Below are 2,772 nucleotides of genomic sequence, written 5' to 3' on the forward strand. Positions count from 1 at the left end.
AAGATGGTTATCTTGTACTGAATACATAGGTGCAAGAGGCGAACCAGGGGAACTGAAACATCTAAGTACCCTGAGGAAAAGAAATCAACCGAGATTCCCTTAGTAGTGGCGAGCGAACGGGGACTAGCCCTTAAGTGGCTTTGAGATTAGCGGAACGCTCTGGAAAGTGCGGCCATAGTGGGTGATAGCCCTGTACGCGAAAGTCTCTTAGTCATGAAATCGAGTAGGACGGAGCACGAGAAACTTTGTCTGAATATGGGGGGACCATCCTCCAAGGCTAAATACTACTGACTGACCGATAGTGAACTAGTACCGTGAGGGAAAGGCGAAAAGAACCCCGGAGAGGGGAGTGAAATAGATCCTGAAACCGTATGCGTACAAGCAGTGGGAGCCCACTTTGTTGGGTGACTGCGTACCTTTTGTATAATGGGTCAGCGACTTATTTTCAGTGGCGAGCTTAACCGAATAGGGGAGGCGTAGCGAAAGCGAGTCTTAATAGGGCGTCTAGTCGCTGGGAATAGACCCGAAACCGGGCGATCTATCCATGGGCAGGTTGAAGGTTAGGTAACACTGACTGGAGGACCGAACCGACTACCGTTGAAAAGTTAGCGGATGACCTGTGGATCGGAGTGAAAGGCTAATCAAGCTCGGAGATAGCTGGTTCTCCTCGAAAGCTATTTAGGTAGCGCCTCATGTATCACTGTAGGGGGTAGAGCACTGTTTCGGCTAGGGGGTCATCCCGACTTACCAAACCGATGCAAACTCCGAATACCTACAAGTGCCGAGCATGGGAGACACACGGCGGGTGCTAACGTCCGTCGTGAAAAGGGAAACAACCCAGACCGTCAGCTAAGGTCCCAAAGTTATGGTTAAGTGGGAAACGATGTGGGAAGGCTTAGACAGCTAGGAGGTTGGCTTAGAAGCAGCCACCCTTTAAAGAAAGCGTAATAGCTCACTAGTCGAGTCGGCCTGCGCGGAAGATGTAACGGGGCTCAAACCATACACCGAAGCTACGGGTATCACGCAAGTGATGCGGTAGAGGAGCGTTCTGTAAGCCTGTGAAGGTGAGTTGAGAAGCTTGCTGGAGGTATCAGAAGTGCGAATGCTGACATGAGTAACGACAATGGGTGTGAAAAACACCCACGCCGAAAGACCAAGGTTTCCTGCGCAACGTTAATCGACGCAGGGTTAGTCGGTCCCTAAGGCGAGGCTGAAAAGCGTAGTCGATGGAAAACAGGTTAATATTCCTGTACTTCTGGTTATTGCGATGGAGGGACGGAGAAGGCTAGGCCAGCTTGGCGTTGGTTGTCCAAGTTTAAGGTGGTAGGCTGAGATCTTAGGTAAATCCGGGATCTTAAGGCCGAGAGCTGATGACGAGTTACCTTTTAGGTGACGAAGTGGTTGATGCCATGCTTCCAAGAAAAGCTTCTAAGCTTCAGATAACCAGGAACCGTACCCCAAACCGACACAGGTGGTTGGGTAGAGAATACCAAGGCGCTTGAGAGAACTCGGGTGAAGGAACTAGGCAAAATGGCACCGTAACTTCGGGAGAAGGTGCGCCGGTGAGGGTGAAGGACTTGCTCCGTAAGCTCATGCCGGTCGAAGATACCAGGCCGCTGCGACTGTTTATTAAAAACACAGCACTCTGCAAACACGAAAGTGGACGTATAGGGTGTGACGCCTGCCCGGTGCCGGAAGGTTAATTGATGGGGTTAGCTAACGCGAAGCTCTTGATCGAAGCCCCGGTAAACGGCGGCCGTAACTATAACGGTCCTAAGGTAGCGAAATTCCTTGTCGGGTAAGTTCCGACCTGCACGAATGGCGTAACGATGGCGGCGCTGTCTCCACCCGAGACTCAGTGAAATTGAAATCGCTGTGAAGATGCAGTGTATCCGCGGCTAGACGGAAAGACCCCGTGAACCTTTACTATAGCTTTGCACTGGACTTTGAATTTGCTTGTGTAGGATAGGTGGGAGGCTTTGAAGCGTGGACGCCAGTTCGCGTGGAGCCATCCTTGAAATACCACCCTGGCAACTTTGAGGTTCTAACTCAGGTCCGTTATCCGGATCGAGGACAGTGTATGGTGGGTAGTTTGACTGGGGCGGTCTCCTCCTAAAGAGTAACGGAGGAGTACGAAGGTGCGCTCAGACCGGTCGGAAATCGGTCGTAGAGTATAAAGGCAAAAGCGCGCTTGACTGCGAGACAGACACGTCGAGCAGGTACGAAAGTAGGTCTTAGTGATCCGGTGGTTCTGTATGGAAGGGCCATCGCTCAACGGATAAAAGGTACTCCGGGGATAACAGGCTGATACCGCCCAAGAGTTCATATCGACGGCGGTGTTTGGCACCTCGATGTCGGCTCATCACATCCTGGGGCTGAAGCCGGTCCCAAGGGTATGGCTGTTCGCCATTTAAAGTGGTACGCGAGCTGGGTTTAGAACGTCGTGAGACAGTTCGGTCCCTATCTGCCGTGGACGTTTGAGATTTGAGAGGGGCTGCTCCTAGTACGAGAGGACCGGAGTGGACGAACCTCTGGTGTTCCGGTTGTCACGCCAGTGGCATTGCCGGGTAGCTATGTTCGGGAAAGATAACCGCTGAAAGCATCTAAGCGGGAAACTTGCCTCAAGATGAGATCTCACTGGAACCTTGAGTTCCCTGAAGGGCCGTCGAAGACTACGACGTTGATAGGTTGGGTGTGTAAGCGCTGTGAGGCGTTGAGCTAACCAATACTAATTGCCCGTGAGGCTTGACCATATAACACCCAAGCAATCTG

The 2,772-nt window shown here is 51.9% G+C and carries 1 rRNA gene; it reads left to right on the forward strand.

What is annotated here, in order from left to right:
• Positions 1–2,753 (forward strand): 23S ribosomal RNA (locus QRN61_RS25830); the annotation flags it as partial.
• Between the last annotated feature and the right edge of the window lie 19 nt (positions 2,754–2,772).

Origin of the sequence: Pseudomonas sp. lyk4-TYG-107, from assembly GCF_030209055.1 — a bacterium.
Taxonomy (GTDB): domain Bacteria; phylum Pseudomonadota; class Gammaproteobacteria; order Pseudomonadales; family Pseudomonadaceae; genus Aquipseudomonas; species Aquipseudomonas putida_A.